The organism is Nonomuraea cypriaca (assembly GCF_015645445.1).
Taxonomy (GTDB): domain Bacteria; phylum Actinomycetota; class Actinomycetes; order Streptosporangiales; family Streptosporangiaceae; genus Nonomuraea; species Nonomuraea cypriaca.
This window is the reverse complement of the sequence record NZ_JADOGI010000113.1, coordinates 15,504-33,700: the sequence shown is the minus strand read 5'-3', so window position 1 is coordinate 33,700 and position 18,197 is coordinate 15,504. Positions and strand designations below refer to the sequence as shown.

Genomic DNA, 18,197 nt, shown 5'->3' with positions numbered 1-18,197 from the left:
GAAGCCGAACCCGCCCGCCCACGCCCCATGCCCTCCGCACGAGGGGCGATCGGTTCATTGAGAGACCAAGCGCGCGTTCGCATGCGACAATTGGGCCACATGCGTGAGGTCTGGCCGGGCGAGCCCTATCCACTCGGCGCTACCTGGGATGGCGTTGGCACTAGTTTTGCGGTGTTCTCCGAGGTCGCCGAGCGGATCGAGCTGTGCCTTTTCGACGATGACGGCACTGAGGAGCGCGTCGACCTGCCCGAGGTCGACGCGTTCGTCTGGCATGGCTACCTGCCGGGGATCCAGCCGGGGCAGCGCTACGGCTACCGCGCGCACGGTCCTTACGACCCCGCGCACGGCCACCGCTGCAATCCCAGCAAGCTGCTGCTCGATCCCTACGCCAAGGCCATCGACGGCGAGCTGACCTGGAACCAGGCGCTGTTCCCCTACTACTTCACCGATCCCTCCAGGCGCAACACCGAGGACAGCGCGCCCTACATCCCGAAGAACGTCGTGGTCAACCCGTTCTTCGAGTGGGGCAACGACCGGCCGCCGCGGACCCCGTACCACGAGACCGTGATCTACGAGGCGCACGTGCGCGGGCTCACCATGCGGCACCCCGACGTGCCGCCCGACCTGCGGGGCACGTACGCGGGCGTGGGGCATCCGGCGATCATCGACCACCTGCTGTCGATCGGGGTGACCGCGGTCGAGTTGATGCCGGTGCACCACTACATGCCCGAGCACTTCCTGGTCGCGCGCGGGCTGACCAACTACTGGGGTTACAACACCATGGCCTACCTGGCCCCCCACGGCCGCTACTCCAGCGCGGGGACGCGGGGGCAGCAGGTGCTGGAGTTCAAGGCGATGGTGCGGGCGCTGCACGAGGCGGGCATCGAGGTCATCCTCGACGTCGTCTACAACCACACGGCCGAGGGCGACCACATGGGGCCCACGCTGGGGTTCAGGGGGATCGACAACGCCGCCTACTACCGGCTGCACGACGGTGACCGGCGCTACTACCTCGACTACACCGGGTGCGGCAACTCACTCAACGTGCGCTCGCCGCACGCCCTGCAGTTGATCATGGATTCGCTGCGTTACTGGGTGCTGGAGATGCACGTCGACGGGTTCCGGTTCGACCTGGCCTCGGCGCTGGCCAGAGAGCTGCACGACGTCGACCGGCTGAGCGCGTTCTTCGACCTGATCCAGCAGGATCCGGTGATCTCGCAGGTCAAGCTCATCGCCGAGCCGTGGGACGTGGGTCCGGGCGGGTATCAGGTCGGAAACTTCCCGCCGCTGTGGACGGAATGGAACGGCAAATATCGGGACATAGTGCGAGATTTCTGGAGAGGTACGCACTCCGCCCTGCCCGAGTTCGCCTCCCGGCTGACCGGCTCCGCCGACCTCTACGAGTCCTCCGGCCGCCGCCCGGTCGCCTCGATCAACTTCGTCACCTGCCACGACGGGTTCACGCTCACCGACCTGGTGTCGTACGACCACAAGCACAACGAGGACAACGGCGAGGACAACCGCGACGGCACCAACGACAACCGCTCCTGGAACTGCGGTGCGGAGGGCCCCGTCGAGGACCCCGGGATCGTCACGCTGCGCCGCCGCCAGCGCCGCAACTTCCTGGCGACGCTCTTCCTGTCGCAGGGCGTGCCGATGCTCTCCCACGGCGACGAGCTCGGCCGCACGCAGCGGGGCAACAACAACGCCTACTGCCAGGACAACGAGCTGGCCTGGGTCGACTGGTCGTTGCTGCACACGGAGCCGGAGCTGCTGGAGTTCGTCCGCGCGCTGTCGAAGCTGCGCCGCGAGCACCCCGTCTTCCAGCGCCGCCGCTTCTTCCACGGCCGCGACCCCGACAACGGCGATCGCGACCTGGTCTGGCTCACGCCGGGCGGCGCCGAGATGACGGCGGGCGACTGGCACACCGGCTACGCCAAGTCGCTCATGGTCTACCTCAACGGCGAGGCGATCACCGAGCCGGGGCCCAGGGGCGAGCGGATCGTGGACGACTCGTTCCTGCTGCTGATCAACGCCCACCACGAGAACATGTCGTTCTCGCTGCCCGGCGAGGAGTTCGGCGGCGGGTGGCTGCCCGTGCTCGACACCAACCACGACACGGTGGAGGACGCGTTCGCGGACGAGCAGTGGCGGGCCGGCGACATCGTGGCCGTCACGGCGCGCTCGCTGCAAATCCTCCGGCAGCCCCGCAAGGCCAAATCCAGCTGAAGGCCCAGAAAAGGCCAGGTCCAGCTGAAGGGTCCGCCTGAAGGCTTCAGAAGACGCGCGCCGTGCTCGCGGCCAGGAACACCAGCGTGAACGTCGTCACCCCGGCCAGCCCGTGCAGCGCCACCGCCAGCACCGGCAGCCCCCTGCCGCCCTTCTCGTGCCGTCCCGCCCCGAGCCACCGCGTGAACATCGCGAACCCCAGCAGCGCCGTCACCGCCAGCCCGCCGAACGCCACCCATGCCAGCACCCGGCTACCGGTGAGCAGTCCCCCGGCCCAGCACGCCAGCGCCGTCACGGCCAGCACCGGGTGGGAGAAGATCAACGCCACCGGGAAGCGGGTGACCTTGGCCCGCCGCAGACCTCCGCCCGCCAGCCACTGGTGGAGCAGGTACACCCCGGCGAGCGCGGCGATCGCCGAGGTCAGAGCGGTGACCAGACCCACTGGGCCTCCCTGTCAGTTCCCATCCCGCTTGTCACGTTAAGCGAGGAAGCACCTGTACGTCCTGAGATACACGAAAGCGCTATTCGCCCCGAAAACCCCCGGACACAGAATGTCGGCTCGGTGTGCCAAGGTAGAGGAGTGCGGCGCATCTATCCCGACATACAGGACACTCCGGACATCGCGCAGGCGTACGCCTATCCCGACGGCCGGCCGTGGCTGCGGCTCAACATGGTCGCCAGCGCCGACGGCGCGGCCTGGCTGAAGGGCCGCTCCGGCGGGCTGTCGAGCAGCGGCGACAGGCGGATCTTCCACACCCTGCGCGGGCTGGCCGACGTGGTCGTCGCGGGCGCCGCGACCGTGCGCAAGGAGGGCTACGGCCCGGTCCACCCCCGCGACTGGTGGGCGGACCTGCGCGTGGGCCGCCCCGAGGTGCCGCCCATCGCGGTCATCAGCCGCAGTCTCGCCTTCGACCTCGACGACGAGCTCTTCACCGACGCCACCAGCCAGACGATCGTGATCACCTGCGAGGACGCGCCCCACGAGCGGCGCAAGGCGGCGGCCAGGCACTGCGACCTCATCGTGGCCGGCGACGAGGCCGTCGACATGCGGCTCGCCGTGGCGGAGCTGCACGAGCGCGGGCTGACCAGGATCCTGTGCGAGGGCGGCCCCCGGGTCAACGCCCAGCTCTCGGCCTGCGCCGTGGTCGACGAGCTGTGCCTGTCGGTCAGCCCGATGCTGGTCGGCGGCGGCGCGGCCCGCATACTCAACGGCCTGCCCGCGCAGGTCACCCTGATTCTCAGCCAGGTCCTGGAGGAGGAGGGGGTCCTCTTCTGCAAGTACACGAGGGAGCAGAGCGCATGACCGAGCCCACCACAGCGCCGGAGGCGATCGAGGAGCCGGTGCCAGGACTGCCCGTGCGTCCGCCGGTGCCGCCCATGCTGGCCAAGCCGGTCAAGGCGATGCCCAAGCAGAACGGCACGCTGTTCTACGAGCCGAAGTGGGACGGCTTCCGGTGCATCGTGTTCCGTGACGGCGACGAGGTCTATCTCGGCAGCCGCAACGAGCGGCCGTTCACCCGCTACTTTCCCGAGCTGGTCGAGGCGGTCCGGGCCGAGTTGCCGGACAAGTGCGTGGTGGACGGCGAGATCGTGCTGCCCAGCGGGTCGCAGCTCGACTTCGACGCGCTCCAGCAGCGCATCCATCCCGCCGCGTCGCGGGTGAAGATGCTGTCGGAGCGGACGCCGGCGCAGTTCGTCGCGTTCGACCTGCTGGCGATCGGGGACGAGTCGCTGATGGAGGCGCCGTTCGCGGAGCGCCGGGCGCGGCTCGAAGGGATCTTCCCGGAGAAGGGCGCGTCCGTCCGGCTGACCCCCGTCACGACCAGCGACGAGCAGGCGGCCGAGTGGTTCGAGACGTTCGAGGGCGCGGGGCTCGACGGCATCATCGTCAAGCCCGGTGACCAGCCCTACATCCCGGACAAGCGCACCATGTTCAAGGTCAAGCACGAGCGCACGGCCGACGTGGTGGTCTGCGGCTACCGCGAGCACAAGTCCGGGCCGGTCGTCGGCTCGCTGCTGCTCGGGCTCTACGGCGACGACGGCAGACTGCACCATGTGGGGGTGGCGGCCTCGTTCCCGATGGCGCGCAGGGCCGAGCTGGTCGAGGAGATCAGGCCGTACATCGCCGAGTTGAGCGAGCACCCATGGGGCCACTGGGCCGAGCAGGCGGCGGCCGGCATCGGCCGGCCTGCCGCCGGGCCCGCGACGGGCGGGCAGCGGGTGCCGGGCGCGGTGTCGCGGTGGAACGCCAAGAAGGACCTGTCGTTCATCCCGCTCAGGCCGGAGCTGGTGATCGAGGTGGCCTACGACCAGATGGAGGGCGACCGGTTCAGGCACACCGCGCAGTGGCGCCGGTGGCGGCCGGATCGGACGCCTGAATCGTGCACGTACGAGCAGCTCGAGCGTCCGGTTAGTTACAACCTCGATGACATCCTTGCTCGATAACCAAAAAGCCCGTTATATCTCGACATATGAATACAGGAGATGAGCTCAAGGCCGCCGTGTCCGCCCGGCGCGACCTTGGTCCCGAGTTCGAGGACGCCGTGGTGGAGTCGTTCTTGGACAAGATGGGCCAGGAGGTCGACCGGCGGGTGGACGAGCGCCTGGCCCAGATGGGCGCGGGCAAACAGGCGGCCCGCCAGGGCGTGAACGACGGGCACCGGCTCGCCCTGGCGATCGTCTCGATCTCGCTCGGCACGCTCGTCACCCTCGCCCTCACCCTGTTCGGCGAGGAGAGGGCGAGCTACCTGATCCCCGTCTGGATCGGGATCGTCATGGTCAACGCGGTGTTCAACGGCCCTCGAAACCGGGGCTAGGCCAGCCAGATCAGGCCCGCGAACCGGCCGCCGGGCTGCTCGCGGCGGTGGGAGTAGAGCTCGGCGGACTCGATCGTGCAGCGCGCGTCGTGGCGCACGTCCGCCAGGCCCGCCGCCAGGAGCTGGGCCTCGATCCCGGCCCGCAGGTCGAGCGCGGGGGTCTGCCAGGACGTCGTGGACCACGTCTCAGGCACGCGCGCGGCCACCTGATCGCGCAGGTCGGCGGGCACCTCGTAGCAGCGGCCGCAGGCGCCTGGACCGATCAGCGCCACCATCCGCGCCGGCTCGGCGCCCTTGCCCGCCATGGCCTCCACCAGGGCGGTGGCGATGCCGGCCGCGGTGCCGGGCCGGCCCGAGTGGGCGGCGCCGGCCATCCGGGCCACCGGGTCGGCCACCAGCACCGCCGGGCAGTCGGCCCCCAGCGAGGCCAGGGCCAGCCCCGGCTCAGTGGTGAACACCCCGTCCAGCGGCGGCGGGTCCGCGCCGAACGGCTCGCTCACGTAGGCCACGTCGGCGCTGTGGACCTGGCGCATGAAGACGACCGCCCGGACGCCCAGCTCGGCCGCCACTCCCTCGCGGTTGGCGCGTACGGCCGCGGGATCGTCGCCGACCTTGCCACCCAGGTTGCGGGAGCCGTACGGCGGGGCGCTGACGCCTCCGTGCCGATCGGTGATGGCGACGTGCACTCCAGGGGCCAGTTCCATGGGTCGATCCTAGAACTCCCCCGGCCGGGTGATATGCACGGTTGGGAGTGACTGACGATGAGGAGACCTCTGATGACCAGTCTTGCCGACCTGCACGTGCTCATGGCCCGTCTCGGGCACCCGGTGGTCCAGGCCGCGCCCGCCGCCGGGTCGCGCTTCGTGGACGGGACGCCGTACCGGTATGAGATCCCGAGTGTCGACGCCTGGGCGCCTCGACGCTCAACGTCGGCACCGACCTGACCGTGCCGCACCTCGCCGAGATCAGGGCCGCCACCCGCCTGCCGATCGACCTCTATCTGGAGGTGCCCGATGATCAGGGCGGGTTCGTCAGGTTCTACGAGGCAGTGGAGATCGTCCGCGCCGCCGCGCCCGTCTACCTGAAGATGGGGCTGCGCAACGCGCCCAACATCTACCCGTCCGGCAAGCACCTCGGCGTGGTGCCGAAGGAGCTGGGGCGCGAGCGCGTACGCCGCGCCGCGCTGGTGCAGCGGCTGATCGAGCAGCTCGACCCCGAGCTGGCCAAGCCTTCCGCCGGGCCCGCGGCCGACCTGGGCGTGCCTGAGGTCTAGCGGCCCGGCCGCTCAGGCGTCCCGGGGATGCAGCGGCCAGGCGTTCAGGTGTTCAGGCGGTGGATCGTCTGCGGGCCGCCGCCCCACCGGCCGATCGCCTCCTCGTCGGCGAAGGCCAGCACGCGCATCATGTTGCCGCCGTCGCTGATCTCGACGTTGCGGCGCAGCCTGGCCACCAGGTCCGGGCGCAGGTTGGTGGTGCCCGCCTCCACGGTGTCGCCGTAGTGGGGGGCGAAGGCGACGCCCGCGAATCCCGTACGGGCTAGCAGCGTGCGCACGGTCTGCGAGGAGTAGAACATCAGATGGTTCTTGGTGAACCCGCTCCACGTCGACCCGTACGCCTTGAGCAGCAACGACTGGGCGTTGACGGTCAGGATGAGCAGCACCCCACCGGGCGCCAGCAGGCCGCGGAACTTCTCGAAGTCCTCCAGCGGCCTGGGCAGGTGCGCCAGCACGGACCACAAAGTGATCACGTCGAAGCCGCCGGCGGCGATCTCGGGCACGTCCTCGGGCGCGCCGAGGTAGGTGCGCGCCCGGCTCAGCCGCCCGTTGGCCTCGACGACCGACTCCGGCGACAGGTCGACCCCGTACGCGTCGAAGCCCCGCTCCTCGGCGAGTTCGAGGAACAAGCCGACGCCGGAGCCGAAGTCGAGCAGCCGCCGTTCCTTGCCCTCGTCGAACACCGGCGAGAACGCCCGCATGGTCAGGTCGTAGCGGCGCTGCCGGTTGGCGGCGTAGTTGCCGGTCAGGAACTTGCTGTAGCCGGTGGCGTACAGGTCGCCGAGGCGCTCAGGACGTACGTTCGGATTGCGGTAGAGGAAGCCGCAGGAGGGGCAGCGGACGACGAAGTAGCGCCACCCGTTGCCGCCGGACGGCTGGAACAGCGGCTGCTGGCGGGACTCCCCGCACATCATGCAGTTCAGGAACTCCTCGATCTCGCCGAGCTTCCTGACGCGTTCGTAGTCCTCGCGCGGCATGACCGGCGCCCGCCTGGTCAGCCACTTCCACTGCGCCTCACGGATCAGCCGCTCCCCCGGGCGCACATAGACGCGCTGGCCCCACGGAACGCTGTTGTAACGGGAGCCGTATGCGAGACGACTCAGCAATTTGTGTGCCATACCCCACCACCTTGCGAAGCGTTTTGCCCGCCTCGTAGGGGTCTAAGCGTGGTCGATCAGCCGCTTTACGTGATCTTTGGTGACCAGCCGGGACCACCCGGTTCGGATCCGTGCAAGATGACATCGGTCGGCCTTCCCAGTTCGAGGAGCATCCGCACGTCATCGAAGCGCCGCCGGCCCACCTCGATGCGGTTGGGCAGGCGGCCCCACTCGCGGAACCCGAGTGATTCGTACAGTCCGATCGCGCCGTGGTTGTTGCCCCGCACGCCGAGCGTCATCGTCTCGATGCCGGCCGACCGGGCGCTGTCGACGAGCGCGGACACCACGAGCCTGCCCAGCCCGAGGCCCCTGGCCTCCGGATGGGCCATGATCTTCCCGAGCTCGGCCGAATGGGTGAAGATCGGCGCCGCGCCGCGTCGCCACAGGCCCATCCCCTGCACGGTGCCGTCCACGCGGGCGACGGCCAGGCGGGCGTCGCCGTCGCGCACCGCCTTCAGCGTCTCCTCCACCCACGGGTCGCTCTCCTCACGCCCGGGCGGATCGAGGTAGCCCACGGCGCCGCCGGCCGCGACGACGGCGTGCAGGACTCGGTGGAGGGCGGACAACAGGGCTTCGTCGGCGGTGTCAGGCCAGATCAGGTCAGTTCTCACGATGGGCCATCATGGCGTACGGCACCGACGGCTCATGACACCCGGTCGGGGCGTGAAAAGGCGGATTTAGTTGGATAGATTTACCCGTCATGAGCGAGGGGATCAAGGACAACCCTGGACTGTCCGAGGCGGCCGCGCAGTCCCGCGGGTCGGTGCTGCGCAGCCGCGCGGAGTCGTACATCGCCCTGTCGCGCCACGACGCCGCGATCGCGGATCTGACGGAGTCGATCGCGCTGGTGCCGGACAACGCCCGCGCCTGGCGGCTGCGTGGCGAGAGCCACCGCGTACTCGAACGGTACGACGCCGCGCTCGGGGACTTCGACGAGGCGCTGAAGCTGGAGCCGGACAGCGCGTACGCCCTCGGCTCACGCGGCCAGACCTACGCCGCGATGGACCGCCTGGAGGAGGCCATGGAGGACTTCGAGCACGCGCTCACCCTCTCCCCCGACTCGCTGTGGATCCTGGAGGCGAAGGCGGACGTCCTGGCGGACCTGGACCGGCTGGACGAGGCCCTGGAGGAGCACGCCAAGATCATCGCCTTGAACGAGGGCCTCGCCTACTCCTGGATGGCGCGCGGGGATCTGTACCAGCGGATGCACCTGTACGCGGAGGCCATCGACGACTACACGAAGGCCCTGGAGGCCGACCCTGCGCACGTACGGGCGCTGAGCCGCAGGGGTGAGGCCCTGCGCATGATCGACCGCTACGAGGAGGCTCTGACGGACCTCAACCAGGCGCTCGAGGCGGATCCGGAGAACGACCGCGCCTACGGCAGCCGTGGCGCGGTGCTGAGCGAACTGGGCGACAACGAGGCGGCGCTGAGGGACCTGGACCGCGCCATCGAGCTGGACCCGGAGTACATCTGGGCGTATCGGGTGCGCGGGGAGATCCTCCAGGAGCTGGAACGCCACGAGGACGCGGTGAAGGACTTCACACAAGCCCTCCACCTGGAATTCGGCGACTAGGGCCGGTCAGGACCGCTCCGGCTCGTACTGCGCTGCCTCGGGGACGCTCCGGCTCGTGGTGCGCCGCTTCAGGAACGCTCCGGCTCGTAGTGCAACGCGACGATCCCGCAGTCGAACGACCGCGTGGCGACCAGCCGGAGCCGCTGCTGGATGCCGAGGTCGGCGAACACCGGCATGCCCGCGCCGATCGCGACCGGGTTGACGAACAGGTGGAGCTCGTCGAGCAGGCCCTTGGCGATCAGATCCCGTACGAGGGTGCCGCCGCCGCAGACGATCATGTCGCCGCCGGGCTGGGACTTGAGCTTGTTGACGGTCTGCGTGAGGTCGCCGCCGGCGACGACGGCGTTCTCCCAGGTCGACTCGGCGATGGTGTTGGAGATCACGACCTTGGGGGTGTTGTTCATCTGGTCGACGGTCTCCTTGCTCTCGTCGTCCGGCTGCGACGCCCAGTGCGGGATGAATCCCTCGGCGAGCCTGCGGCCCAGCACCATGCAGTCGACCGGCTCCCAGAGGGCGCCCACGTAGGCGTTGATGTCGTCGGTCCAGGGCAGTTTCACCCAGTCCATCTCGCCGTTCGGGCCGGCCATGTAGCCGTCGGCGCTGGTCTGGACCTGGAGCTTGAACGTGCGCATGTCGTGCTTCCTTTCGGTGTGTCGTTCCTCAACAATGCAGGGATGACCTTACGGTCCTCTTCCGGCGTACTTAAGGTGATTAGGCTGTGCCCGTGATGAAGGAGTCGGATCTGGACCTCGGCGACGGTCAGACGCTGCACGTCTTCGACACGGCCCCCGGTGACACCGCCGGTCGCCTGGTCGTCTTCTGGCACCACGGCACGCCGAACATCGGCACGCCCCCGGCGCCCCTCTTCCCCGCCTCCGACCCGCTCGGGATCCGCTGGGTGTCGTACGACCGGCCCGGTTACGGCGGCTCGACCCCGTGCCCGGGTCGCGACCTGGCGTCGGCGGCAGGCCACGTCTCGCGGGTCGCGGACGCGCTGGGCATCGAGCGGTTCGCGGTCATGGGTCACTCCGGGGGCGGCTCGCATGCGCTGGCCTGCGGTGCTCTGCTGGCGGATCGCGTACTGGCGGTGGTCAGCGTGTCCGGCCTGGCCCCGTACGGCGCGGCGGGGCTCGACTGGTTCGCCGGCATGTACGCCTCCGGCCAGGCGTCCCTGCGCGCCGCCGTCCAAGGCCGCGCGGCGAAGGAGCGGCACGAAGCGTCGGCCGAGTACGACCCGGAGATGTTCACCCCGGCGGACCACGCCGCGCTGGAGGGCGAGTGGTCCTGGTTCGGCAGCGTCGTCGGCCCCGCGCTGGAGGGCAGCTCCGGCGGTTCGATCGCCGACGACCTCGCCTACGTCTCCCCGTGGGGCTGCGACCCCGCCCAGGTGACCGCGCCCGTCCTGCTCGTACACGGCGACGAGGACCGCGTCGTGCCCTGCGCACACGGCGAGTGGCTCGCCCGCACCTGCCCCACGGCCGAGCTACGCCTGTCCAAGGGCGACGGCCACATCTCCGCCCTCCACTCCGCCCCGGCCGCCCTGCACTGGCTCCGCGCGACCGCCCGCCAGCCCTCGTAATCTCGGCGCTCCACTCCATTCAGAACGGGTTCTCACTCACGCTCGTGGTGTGGCGCCCGGCTTCTACCTGACCGCGGCGGACCGTGAGTACTTCGGGCCGGCAAGGCCGCGGCCGGGGCAGGTCACGACAGGAGGGGAGTGATTCTCCCCTCCCGTGGTGCCGGCCCCGCATGACGCACCAGGAAAAAGCGGCGGCTCGCGGAGCTGGCCGACTGGATCAGGGACGTCTTGTTCGCCTTCCTCGGCGCAGCGGGTGATCCCGCGCCGCTGGTCGCGGCAACTGGGACGTGATCGAAGAGCCGAGCATGCCGTATTGCGCCTGGCGCACCGCTTACCTGTGAGAAGAACGCACCGATCACCACGCGTGCGAACACCTCGACCGGGGGCGCCCAGCGCCCTCGACCGCCTCGCCGTACGACTGCTCCCGTGCCAGCGGCTCCGCTTCGCGGGATATGAGACCGGGTTGCGGGATTGGAGGGGGCCGCCGCGCAGGGCGCATGGGCGGGAACGCCGGCGTCTGGTCGGCAGGTAACAGCTATTACCTCGCGGTCCTGCTCGTGGACCAGGAAATGTGGCGGCAGGGCGCTACGAACGCACCCTTGCGGGAACCGGCACTTCACCGATGGCGTTGCCATGCCCGCATCAGTCTCCTACGCGCTCGCACGCCAGGGCCGGTGCACCAGCGCCGACCTCCAAGAGTCCCTCGGCGAAGACCGCGAGCAGACCACTAGCGGCCAGCTCTATCACCACCTGCGCGCGCTGCAGAGCGCCAGGCTGATCACACAACGGCGGCCCGGCGAGTACGAGTTGGCGCCTCAGGCCATGATTCAGGTCCTCACCATCCTCGCGGCCGCCTTCGACCTGGCCAACGACCCCCCGCTCGGCCCACCTGTCGTTCTCCCCGAACCGGAATGACCAAACGCAGGTGGAAGACGAGATGCACACCGCGCTGGACGAGCTGGAACAGGCCCTCGCCGCGGTGCGAACGGCAGCACATCGTGTCGTTGCTGATCGAGATGGACCAGCCAAGGTATGCGCTCAGAGCGCCCGAGGTGACTGCGCACGAGCTGGTCGAGCTTGGTGCATGGGGTGAGGCGGTGTCACATCAAGTCAGAAGCAGCGTCTTTCCGATGACGTCGCGGGCGGCGATCGCGGCGTGCGCGTCGGTGGCACGCTCCAGCGGCAAGGTTTGCCCGATGACCGGCCTGATTCGCCCTGCCGCCAGCTCGGATAGCGCCTGTTCGGCCAGCCGCGTCCAATCCTCCGGGGCGATTTCATCCTCGATGCCGAATACAGTGACCTGGCGGCGCTCCGCCTCGCGCGCATCGACGTCGGCGACGCCGCCGGTCGCCGCACCGTAAGAAAAGAACCGCCCGCCGTCGGCGGTCACGTCGAAGGCGGCCCGACCGAGCTGCCCGCCCGCACTGTCGAACACCACATCCACGCCTGAGCCTCCGGTCGCCTCACGCACGCGCTCAGCCCAGCCGGCTTCGGAGTAGTCGACCGCCACATCCGCGCCCAGCCGGCGAGCATGCCGCAACTTCCGTTCGCCGCGGGCCGCGGCGATGACCTGGGCGCCGGCCGCGTGCGCCAGCTGCACCAACCAGACGCCGAGGCTGCCACCCGCCGCGCTCACCAGCACCCGCTCTCCTGGTTGAAGGGCGGCCTTCTCCGTCAGGCTCAAGGCCATCAGGCCGTCGTGCAGACCCGCCAAAGCCTCCGGTAGATCAAGTCCCGCCGGCACCTCGAACACCTCACCGACTGGTACTGCGGCCCGCTCCGCACACCCCCCGCCGGGGTACTCACCCTCCTTGGCGGTACCGGCGACGACCCGTCGTCCGAGCCAGCCGGGATCCACGTCCTCGCCGACCGAGCTCACCGTGCCGGCCACCCCCGTACCAGGAACATACGGAGGCTGCACAGTGAAGTACTCACGGAACAACCCGCTGCGGAGCTGCTTGTCGAGGAACAGAACCTCAGCCGCGGTGACGTCCACCACGACCTGCCCCCGCCCGGCCACCGGATCCGGCTGCTCGGTCGTCACCAACACCTCCGGACCACCGAAACGTGTCACCTGGACTACCCGCATGCCCCATCACCTCTAAGTCCGTTTCAACCACACCTGATCCGCCACCGAACCTAAAACCTCAACCAGGGTTCAGGTCAATTCGAGCAGGAGTCCCGATCTGGGAATCCAGGTAGATCCGCCAGGGCGTCGGCGGCCCAGGCGTGCCGGCAAAGGCGCGTTGAGGCGCCGCGAGGGCCTGTACTCCTCGCTGATCTCCAGTTGGCGGACAGGCCGCCCCGCACGCACTACGAGCTCACCCCCCACGGCATCAGAAAAATCCAAGAACGGTTGGAGCAGGAATGGAACCGGAAATGATCGAGGAACTCAAGAGTGCGGCGTGGCGGAAATCATCATTCTCAGGTGACAACGGCAACTGCCTGGAGGTGGCGCCGCTTGCCGGGGGCCGCATTGCCATCAGAGATACCGAGCGCCCCGACATGCACCCCTTCGTGGTCAGTGCGCCCGTGTGGACCGCGTTCACCAGCGGCGCCAAAGCTGGAGAGTTCGACTTCTAGCCGGCACAGGAAACGTCTTCGTCCCACAAAGACCATGTGAGTTCTCGCCGGGGCCGCGTACGGCGGTCCCGGCGAGAGGCCCGGTCAGAGGGTCAGCAGGGCGCTGACCGGTAGGCGGGTGTCGGACAGGGGGCGGATGGCGATGCGGAGCAGGGCCAGCGCGTTGTCGTCGCCCGCGATGCGGTTGGCGCTGAGTTCGTCGCAGGACTGGCAGTGGTGGATGATCAGCCACTCTCCGTCCTGCCGTACGGTGACGCTCAGCGCCGTCATCCGGCCCCGGCAGGCCGCCCGCCGATCCCCCGGGACGCGGTGGTCGACGTGCAGACTCGTCAGGCAGTGCGGGCAGTGGTTGCGATGGGCGGTGCCCGGCGCGATCATCGGCACGTCCAACCGGCACCCGACGCAGCGGAACGCTCCGCCGGGCTCCCCGTGACGTGCCTGCTTGCGTCGTTGTGGCCGGTCCCGGCCCGGGTTCCTTCTGGGCATGTCACAGGTCGCCGAACGCCTCGAGCGGGAACGGCGGCTGCGCGAGCGGGCGTACGGCCATGCGCATGAGGATGAGCTGGTTGTCGTCCCCGCAGATGGGGTTCGAGGTCAGCTCACCGCAGCCGGTGCAGCGATGGATGAGCATCCAGTCGCCGGTACGCAGCACCGCGATCGAGATCGGGATCATCCGCGACCGGCACTCGGACGGGCCGCCTTCCGCTCGGTCTAGCACGTGCTGCGAGTGCAGGCAGCTCGGGCAGTGGTTGCGGCGGGTGCCGTCGGGTGCGGTCGCGGTCACGGTCAGGCCGCAGCGCACGCAGGAGAAGGTACTGACGATGGAACGTGGCTTGCTGTTGGTGGACAACCTGGGTACTCCTTGCCGGAAGTTCTCGTACAAAGGCAGCAAGGAAGCGCCGAGCGAGCCTCGCGGTGTACGCGGGCGTGCTGGTACGGCAGGCGATCCGGTCGATCAGAACGGACGGTTCAGCGGCAGGATTCGCCCACGGCACGGCGAGGCGCACTTGGCGCGGTGCCAGGCATTAATCCACTCCCCTCCGGGGCGGCATGACCGCCCGAATGCGTCGCTGACCGGACAGATGCGAGGGTAACGGCCTGCGACGGGCGTTCGCGAGTGGTTTTCCCGGCGTCATCGGGGGGCGCGCGCCCGGCGTCCGACCACCCGGTGGAGCAGGGTCAGCAGCGCCACCGTGAGCGCGGCCAGGACGAGCAGTCCGATGCGGTCGAACGGGGTGGTGGCCATCACCACCGCGCCGAACAGGGTGTGGCCCACCAGCGCGCCCCCGGCCGACAGGATCCGGTGGCGGTCGGTCAACCGGCCAGACCAGCGGCCGAACAGCCACAGCGCCCCCGCGCCGAGACCGGCCGCCAGCGCCATCGGGACGAGCATCCACGGGCCGCGACCGCTGGCCGGCGGGGCTCCGAACGGCAGCAGCAGACAGAGGAACGCGACCGGCGCCGCCGCGGCGAGCACCCCGAGCAACGCGGGCGCGGGCGGCCCCCACCCGGCCCCCAACGCACGACCGCTCTCGAACCCGGACCCAGGGCCGGAGCCGGCCCCGGAGCCGGAGCCGGGCGCGGAGCCGGAGCCGGGCGCGGAGCCGGAGCCGGGCGCGGAGCCGGAGCCGGGCGCGGGTGCGGGCGCGGAGCCGGGCGCGGGCTTGGGGCCGGGTGGCAGGCGTACGGCGATTAGGGACAGGGCCGCTATCGCCGCGGCGAGAGCGGCGAGGAGCGGTACCGGCGCCTGGTAGCCGGGGTCGGCGATGGGCGGGATGGCCACGCGGACCAGGGCCACTCCCAGCACCGCGACGACGCCCGTGCAGATGAGCCCGCCCCGCTTCAGGTAGGGACGGTCGCGATGCGCCGGGAAGAGCAGGTCGGTCAGCACGATCGGGATCACCACGCTGAACACGAGGTGGTAGCCCACCTGCGACTCCCAGTACGTGGTGTTGAGCCCGAACACCCGGGGTCCCCAGTCGGCCGCGCCGTAGAGGTTCGGGCTGGACAGCGCCTGGAGCCCGATGCCGTCCTCGGCCAGCTCGTACGCCACACCGAGCACCAGCACACTCGGCCAGCCCCCGCCGGTGCGGCGCGCCACCTCTCTGATCAGCAGCACGCCCGCCCCGTACATGGGCACCACCAGTGGGAACAGCAGCCACGCGATGCTCAGGGGCATGGCGCCGAACGTCAGCTCCGCACTCACCGGCGCCAGCGACAGCAGCGTGAAGGCGGCCGCCCGCGATCCCCGCCCGCTCCTCGGCCCGTCTCCCGCATTCGGCGTCTCCCGCGTACTCATCGCCCCTCCTCCGGCACGCAGGCGACCTCCGAATCGCGCACGTAGGTCGCCTCCGACTCCCGCACGCAGGTGACCTCCACGCACACGTCCAGGTAGCGCGCGGCCAGTCCGGGCAGGGCGGTCACCCCGAACTCGGCGCGGTCGACGCGCGTCGTGGCACGCGCGCCGAACCCCCGAGGCGAGGCCGCCCAGTGCTCGATCGTCAGGCGGACCGGCCGGGCGGCCCCGGCCACGGTGAGCGTGCCGACCAGCACCGTGCCGTCCAGGCGGTCGGCGGCGAACGTCATGACAGGGTGCCCGGCGGCGTCGAGGAAGCGCGCCGAGCGTACGTTGGCGTCCCGCTGCTCGTTCCCGGTGTCGAAGCCGGCGGTCTCGATCTCCACGCGCGCGCTCGACTCGCCGATCGGCTCGGCGACGTCGACGGTCCCGGTACGGATGGCCAACGTGCCCCGCACCCGGCCGAGGCCGAACAGGTGCCTGGTCGTGAACGTCACGGTCGAGGCCCGGGAGTCGATCTCGTAGCGGCCCAGCCTGGGCGTCGTCATCGCGCCCTCCGGTGAAGTCGTGCCCTTCGGTGAAGTCGTGCCTTCCGGTGAAGTCGTGCCTTCCAGTGAAGTGCCCTCGAGTGAAGTCATGCCTTCCAGTGAAGGCGTGCGAGTGTGCCGGGCGGCAGGGCGCATCGGGTGGACCCGTACCGACGCATCGGGTGGACCCGTACCGACGTCCGGTGGGAGCGCATGCGACTTTCGTAGGGTTTCGGGGCCCGGACGATTCATCCGTGCGGGGTGATGTCATACCGTGTGCGCCATGACCGCAGGTCCGTGGCATCGCCGGCATCCGCTCGCCATCGACGTGGCGATCGCGGTGATCTTCGCGTTCCTGGACACCGGCACGACGCTGCTGGGCCTGTCGTGGTGGCCGGAGCGGCCCGGCGTACTGGCCTGGGTCCTGCTGACGGTTCAGGCGGCCGCCTGTCTCACGCTGATCGTCCGCCGCCGCGCGCCGCTCGCGGTCCTCGCGGTGCTGGGCGGGTTCACGCTGGTGATGACGCTGCTGATCGCGCCCGCGGGCGTGCTCGTGCCGGCGGGTGATGCCACGGTCTGGGCGCCGCTGGCGACGGTGCCGGCCGCGTACGCGCCGCTGTACTACGGCAGGAACCGCCGCCTGGCGCTGGCCGCGCTGGCCGCCTTCACGATCGTCATCGTGCGGCCGTGGCAGCCCTCGCTCGCGGTCATCGTCTCGGGCCTGCTGCGCACCGCTGTCGGGCCGCTGCTCGCGCTCTACTTCGACGCCCACAAGCGGGTGGTGTGCATGCTCACCGAACGTGCGGAACGCGCCGAGCGGGAGCGCCACCTGCTCGCCGAGCGGGCCCGCGCCGAGGAGCGCGCGCGGCTGGCTGGCGAGATGCACGACGTCGTGACGCACCGGGTGAGCATGATGGTGTTGCAGGCGGGGGCGTTGCGGGTGACCACGGGGGACGAGTCGGTGCGGCGGACGGCGGAGGAGTTGCGGGCGGCGGGCTGCCAGGTGCTGGAGGAGCTGCGGGACGTGGTCGGCGTGCTGCGTACACCGCCGGGCGATGAGCCGCCGTCGGCGGGCGACTTCGCCGTCCTGGTCGCCGAGTCGACCGCGGTGGGCACGCCGGCCGAGCTGGTGGAGGACGGCGACCCGGCGCTCGCCTCGCCGGTGGTCAGGCGGACGGCGTACCGGGTGGTGCGGGAGGCGCTCACGAACGCGCGCAAGCACGCGCCAGGCTCGCGGGTGGCCGTGCGCATCGAGTACGACCAGAGACGGGTACGGATCGCCGTCCGCAACACCGCGCCGAGCGGCCGGCCCGCCGACGGACTGGCCGAGACCGGCTCGGGGCTGGGCATCGCGAACCTCAGGCAGCGGATCGAGGTCGTCCAGGGCACGCTGCGCGCCGGGCCCGCGCCCGGTGGCGGGTTCCAGGTCGAGGCCGTGCTGCCCGCGTACGTGCCGACCGCGGAAACGGCGGTGTGAGCGGTGATCCGGGTGGTCGTGGTGGACGACGAGCCGATGGTGTGCGGGTTCCTGCGCACGATCCTCGGCTCGGCCGGCGACATCGAGGTGGTCGGCGAGGCGCACGACGGGGCGGCCGCCGTCGAGGCGGTCGTCCGCGACCGGCCGGACGTCGTGCTCATGGACCTGCGCATGCCCGGCGTGGACGGGCTCACCGCCATCGAAAGGCTCGGCCGGCTCGCCGACCCGCCGGTCATCGTGGTGCTCACGACCTTCGACGCCGACCAGTACGTGCTGCGCGCCCTGCGTGCGGGCGCGGCCGGGTTCCTGGTCAAGTCGACGCCGCCGGAGGACCTGATCGGGCTCGTACGGGTGGCCGCAGAGGGCAACACCGTACTGTCACCGGCCGCGGCCCGCCGGCTGATCGCCGCCTCGAGCGACGGCATGCCCGCGCGCGACCGGGCGCGCCGGCGCGTCGCGTCGCTGACCGAGCGCGAGTTGGAGGTGCTGGCCTGTCTCGGCGAGGGCCTGTCCAACGCCCAGATCGCGGCCCGCCTGCACCTGGCCGAGGCCACGGTCAAGGGGTACGTGTCGCGGCTGCTGGACAAACTGGACTGCGCGAACAGGACCCAGGCCGGCCTGCTGGCGCACGAGGCGGGCGGCATCGAAGGGGTTTGACCGTAGGCCGCCGTGGCAGGGTAACCC

22 protein-coding genes are annotated in these 18,197 nt (G+C 70.4%); 12 read left to right on the top strand and 10 right to left on the bottom strand.

Annotated elements, in window-relative coordinates:
* Window positions 1-99 precede the first annotated feature (99 nt).
* The gene (gene glgX / locus ITP53_RS31525; RefSeq protein WP_195899105.1) at window positions 100-2,229 is read left to right on the top strand and encodes a glycogen debranching protein GlgX; all 2,130 of its coding nucleotides are present in this window, start codon (window positions 100-102) and stop codon (window positions 2,227-2,229) included.
* A gap of 46 nt (window positions 2,230-2,275) precedes the next feature.
* Here glgX and ITP53_RS31520 read toward each other — a convergent pair whose 3' ends face one another.
* Window positions 2,276-2,671 (bottom strand): hypothetical protein, encoded by a 396-nt coding sequence (locus tag ITP53_RS31520; RefSeq protein ID WP_195899104.1) that lies wholly within the window; start codon window positions 2,669-2,671, stop codon window positions 2,276-2,278.
* A gap of 138 nt (window positions 2,672-2,809) precedes the next feature.
* On the opposite strand from ITP53_RS31520, the gene ITP53_RS31515 reads away from it, so the two are divergent.
* From ITP53_RS31515 to ITP53_RS31505, 3 genes are read left to right on the top strand one after another with little or no spacing between them, the layout of a single operon-like run.
* A complete protein-coding gene (locus tag ITP53_RS31515) occupies window positions 2,810-3,532 on the top strand; it encodes a pyrimidine reductase family protein (RefSeq protein WP_195899103.1) in 723 nt (240 codons plus the stop codon).
* Entirely contained in the window at window positions 3,529-4,674 is a 1,146-nt protein-coding gene (locus tag ITP53_RS31510) for an ATP-dependent DNA ligase (RefSeq protein ID WP_195899102.1), read from the top strand. The genes ITP53_RS31515 and ITP53_RS31510 overlap by 4 nt, the downstream gene beginning before the upstream one ends.
* Before the next feature lie 26 nt (window positions 4,675-4,700).
* The gene (locus ITP53_RS31505) at window positions 4,701-5,045 is read left to right on the top strand and encodes a hypothetical protein (protein WP_195899101.1); all 345 of its coding nucleotides are present in this window, start codon (window positions 4,701-4,703) and stop codon (window positions 5,043-5,045) included.
* Here ITP53_RS31505 and pgeF read toward each other — a convergent pair.
* Complete coding sequence (gene pgeF / locus ITP53_RS31500) at window positions 5,042-5,749, bottom strand: peptidoglycan editing factor PgeF (protein WP_195899100.1); 708 nt, start codon at window positions 5,747-5,749, stop codon at window positions 5,042-5,044. The two genes, ITP53_RS31505 and pgeF, sit on opposite strands and share 4 nt — an antisense overlap.
* A gap of 72 nt (window positions 5,750-5,821) precedes the next feature.
* Here pgeF and ITP53_RS31495 point away from each other — a divergent pair, with 72 nt between their 5' ends.
* A complete protein-coding gene (locus ITP53_RS31495; protein WP_195899099.1) occupies window positions 5,822-5,989 on the top strand; it encodes a hypothetical protein in 168 nt (55 codons plus the stop codon).
* Between the two features lie 2 nt (window positions 5,990-5,991).
* Window positions 5,992-6,318: a hypothetical protein gene (locus ITP53_RS31490; protein WP_195899098.1), complete on the top strand. Its 327-nt coding sequence runs from the start codon at window positions 5,992-5,994 to the stop codon at window positions 6,316-6,318.
* A 44-nt stretch (window positions 6,319-6,362) separates the two neighbouring features.
* Here ITP53_RS31490 and ITP53_RS31485 read toward each other — a convergent pair whose 3' ends face one another.
* Window positions 6,363-7,436 (bottom strand): class I SAM-dependent methyltransferase, encoded by a 1,074-nt coding sequence (locus tag ITP53_RS31485; RefSeq protein WP_195899097.1) that lies wholly within the window; start codon window positions 7,434-7,436, stop codon window positions 6,363-6,365.
* 65 nt (window positions 7,437-7,501) lie between these two features.
* Window positions 7,502-8,086, bottom strand: coding sequence for a GNAT family N-acetyltransferase (locus tag ITP53_RS31480; RefSeq protein ID WP_195899096.1), 585 nt, complete (start codon window positions 8,084-8,086; stop codon window positions 7,502-7,504).
* Between the two features lie 89 nt (window positions 8,087-8,175).
* On the opposite strand from ITP53_RS31480, the gene ITP53_RS31475 reads away from it, so the two are divergent.
* The gene (locus tag ITP53_RS31475; protein ID WP_195899095.1) at window positions 8,176-9,051 is read left to right on the top strand and encodes a tetratricopeptide repeat protein; all 876 of its coding nucleotides are present in this window, start codon (window positions 8,176-8,178) and stop codon (window positions 9,049-9,051) included.
* A 68-nt stretch (window positions 9,052-9,119) separates the two neighbouring features.
* On the opposite strand, the gene ITP53_RS31470 is transcribed toward ITP53_RS31475, so the two are convergent.
* The gene (locus ITP53_RS31470; protein ID WP_195899094.1) at window positions 9,120-9,683 is read right to left on the bottom strand and encodes a dihydrofolate reductase family protein; all 564 of its coding nucleotides are present in this window, start codon (window positions 9,681-9,683) and stop codon (window positions 9,120-9,122) included.
* A gap of 95 nt (window positions 9,684-9,778) precedes the next feature.
* Between ITP53_RS31470 and ITP53_RS31465 the strand changes: the two genes are divergently transcribed.
* Together ITP53_RS31465 and ITP53_RS31460 are read left to right on the top strand one after the other, a co-directional pair.
* Window positions 9,779-10,630 (top strand): alpha/beta fold hydrolase, encoded by an 852-nt coding sequence (locus ITP53_RS31465; protein WP_195899106.1) that lies wholly within the window; start codon window positions 9,779-9,781, stop codon window positions 10,628-10,630.
* A gap of 633 nt (window positions 10,631-11,263) precedes the next feature.
* A complete protein-coding gene (locus ITP53_RS31460; RefSeq protein WP_195899093.1) occupies window positions 11,264-11,545 on the top strand; it encodes a helix-turn-helix domain-containing protein in 282 nt (93 codons plus the stop codon).
* A 190-nt stretch (window positions 11,546-11,735) separates the two neighbouring features.
* On the opposite strand, the gene ITP53_RS31455 is transcribed toward ITP53_RS31460, so the two are convergent.
* Complete coding sequence (locus ITP53_RS31455; RefSeq protein WP_328816361.1) at window positions 11,736-12,674, bottom strand: zinc-binding dehydrogenase; 939 nt, start codon at window positions 12,672-12,674, stop codon at window positions 11,736-11,738.
* A gap of 335 nt (window positions 12,675-13,009) precedes the next feature.
* Here ITP53_RS31455 and ITP53_RS31450 point away from each other — a divergent pair, with 335 nt between their 5' ends.
* Window positions 13,010-13,213 carry a DUF397 domain-containing protein gene (locus tag ITP53_RS31450; RefSeq protein ID WP_236051370.1) on the top strand — a complete coding sequence of 68 codons (204 nt, stop codon included), beginning with the start codon at window positions 13,010-13,012 and terminating at the stop codon, window positions 13,211-13,213.
* Between the two features lie 84 nt (window positions 13,214-13,297).
* On the opposite strand, the gene ITP53_RS31445 is transcribed toward ITP53_RS31450, so the two are convergent.
* From ITP53_RS31445 to ITP53_RS31430, 4 genes are all read right to left on the bottom strand, one after another.
* A complete protein-coding gene (locus ITP53_RS31445; RefSeq protein ID WP_195899090.1) occupies window positions 13,298-13,699 on the bottom strand; it encodes an RNHCP domain-containing protein in 402 nt (133 codons plus the stop codon).
* A gap of 1 nt (window position 13,700) precedes the next feature.
* Window positions 13,701-14,063 carry an RNHCP domain-containing protein gene (locus ITP53_RS31440; protein ID WP_195899089.1) on the bottom strand — a complete coding sequence of 121 codons (363 nt, stop codon included), beginning with the start codon at window positions 14,061-14,063 and terminating at the stop codon, window positions 13,701-13,703.
* A 282-nt stretch (window positions 14,064-14,345) separates the two neighbouring features.
* Window positions 14,346-15,512, bottom strand: a complete 1,167-nt coding sequence (locus ITP53_RS31435) for a hypothetical protein (protein WP_195899088.1) — start codon at window positions 15,510-15,512, stop codon at window positions 14,346-14,348.
* A complete protein-coding gene (locus ITP53_RS31430; RefSeq protein ID WP_195899087.1) occupies window positions 15,509-16,147 on the bottom strand; it encodes a YceI family protein in 639 nt (212 codons plus the stop codon). Before ITP53_RS31430 ends, ITP53_RS31435 begins: the two co-directional genes overlap by 4 nt.
* 172 nt (window positions 16,148-16,319) lie before the next feature.
* Here ITP53_RS31430 and ITP53_RS31425 point away from each other — a divergent pair, with 172 nt between their 5' ends.
* On the top strand, window positions 16,320-17,513 hold the full coding sequence (locus ITP53_RS31425) for a sensor histidine kinase (RefSeq protein ID WP_195899086.1): 1,194 nt from the start codon (window positions 16,320-16,322) through the stop codon (window positions 17,511-17,513).
* Between the two features lie 3 nt (window positions 17,514-17,516).
* Window positions 17,517-18,170: a response regulator gene (locus ITP53_RS31420; RefSeq protein WP_195899085.1), complete on the top strand. Its 654-nt coding sequence runs from the start codon at window positions 17,517-17,519 to the stop codon at window positions 18,168-18,170.
* Window positions 18,171-18,197 lie beyond the last annotated feature (27 nt).

Bases quoted from the DNA above. Each gene is read 5' to 3' on its own strand.
- ITP53_RS31475 (WP_195899095.1), top strand. From the start codon at position 8,176: ATGAGCGAGGGGATCAAGGACAACCCTGGACTGTCCGAGGCGGCCGCG.
- ITP53_RS31445 (WP_195899090.1), bottom strand. From the start codon at position 13,699: ATGCCCAGAAGGAACCCGGGCCGGGACCGGCCACAACGACGCAAGCAG.
- ITP53_RS31470 (WP_195899094.1), bottom strand. From the start codon at position 9,683: ATGCGCACGTTCAAGCTCCAGGTCCAGACCAGCGCCGACGGCTACATG.
- ITP53_RS31495 (WP_195899099.1), top strand. From the start codon at position 5,822: ATGACCAGTCTTGCCGACCTGCACGTGCTCATGGCCCGTCTCGGGCAC.
- ITP53_RS31435 (WP_195899088.1), bottom strand. From the start codon at position 15,512: ATGAGTACGCGGGAGACGCCGAATGCGGGAGACGGGCCGAGGAGCGGG.
- ITP53_RS31450 (WP_236051370.1), top strand. From the start codon at position 13,010: ATGATCGAGGAACTCAAGAGTGCGGCGTGGCGGAAATCATCATTCTCA.
- ITP53_RS31465 (WP_195899106.1), top strand. From the start codon at position 9,779: ATGAAGGAGTCGGATCTGGACCTCGGCGACGGTCAGACGCTGCACGTC.
- ITP53_RS31505 (WP_195899101.1), top strand. From the start codon at position 4,701: ATGAATACAGGAGATGAGCTCAAGGCCGCCGTGTCCGCCCGGCGCGAC.
- ITP53_RS31425 (WP_195899086.1), top strand. From the start codon at position 16,320: ATGACCGCAGGTCCGTGGCATCGCCGGCATCCGCTCGCCATCGACGTG.
- glgX (WP_195899105.1), top strand. From the start codon at position 100: ATGCGTGAGGTCTGGCCGGGCGAGCCCTATCCACTCGGCGCTACCTGG.
- ITP53_RS31430 (WP_195899087.1), bottom strand. From the start codon at position 16,147: ATGACTTCACTCGAGGGCACTTCACTGGAAGGCACGACTTCACCGGAA.
- pgeF (WP_195899100.1), bottom strand. From the start codon at position 5,749: ATGGAACTGGCCCCTGGAGTGCACGTCGCCATCACCGATCGGCACGGA.
- ITP53_RS31485 (WP_195899097.1), bottom strand. From the start codon at position 7,436: ATGGCACACAAATTGCTGAGTCGTCTCGCATACGGCTCCCGTTACAAC.
- ITP53_RS31510 (WP_195899102.1), top strand. From the start codon at position 3,529: ATGACCGAGCCCACCACAGCGCCGGAGGCGATCGAGGAGCCGGTGCCA.
- ITP53_RS31460 (WP_195899093.1), top strand. From the start codon at position 11,264: ATGCCCGCATCAGTCTCCTACGCGCTCGCACGCCAGGGCCGGTGCACC.